The organism is Microbulbifer okhotskensis (assembly GCF_023895975.1).
In the GTDB taxonomy this organism is placed as follows: domain Bacteria; phylum Pseudomonadota; class Gammaproteobacteria; order Pseudomonadales; family Cellvibrionaceae; genus Microbulbifer; species Microbulbifer okhotskensis.
The window spans coordinates 1-314 of the sequence record NZ_JALBWM010000447.1; the positions used below are offsets into that span (position 1 = coordinate 1).

At 43.9% G+C, this 314-nt stretch carries 1 pseudogene; it reads right to left on the reverse strand.

Annotated elements, in window-relative coordinates:
* Positions 1–314: pseudogene (locus MO867_RS22865) on the reverse strand (hypothetical protein); the annotation flags it as partial.

Consider the following 314-nt stretch of genomic DNA (forward strand, 5'->3'; position numbering starts at 1 on the left):
CTGTTGGGCGTCCAAGGCATAGGCAGTATTCGATTTTAGATCAGTGATACTGATCATGGAAATTTCGAGACCACGTTGTGATTCTCCGGCACTTCCGTTGAAATACCATCCCAGCCCCTCTGTTTTACGGCCTGACTTGTTGACAAAGCTTGCAGCAATGCATTCCTGGTTATGAGGGAATTCTCGTGCGAATAATTCTTTATTGAACTGGGTAAAATCAAAATTTCTACGAGACCAACGACGAAAGCGTTTCTCGCTAGCAGAGCTGTATCGCTCCATATTCAGATAGGTTGCTTTCCCTTGAAATACCATTA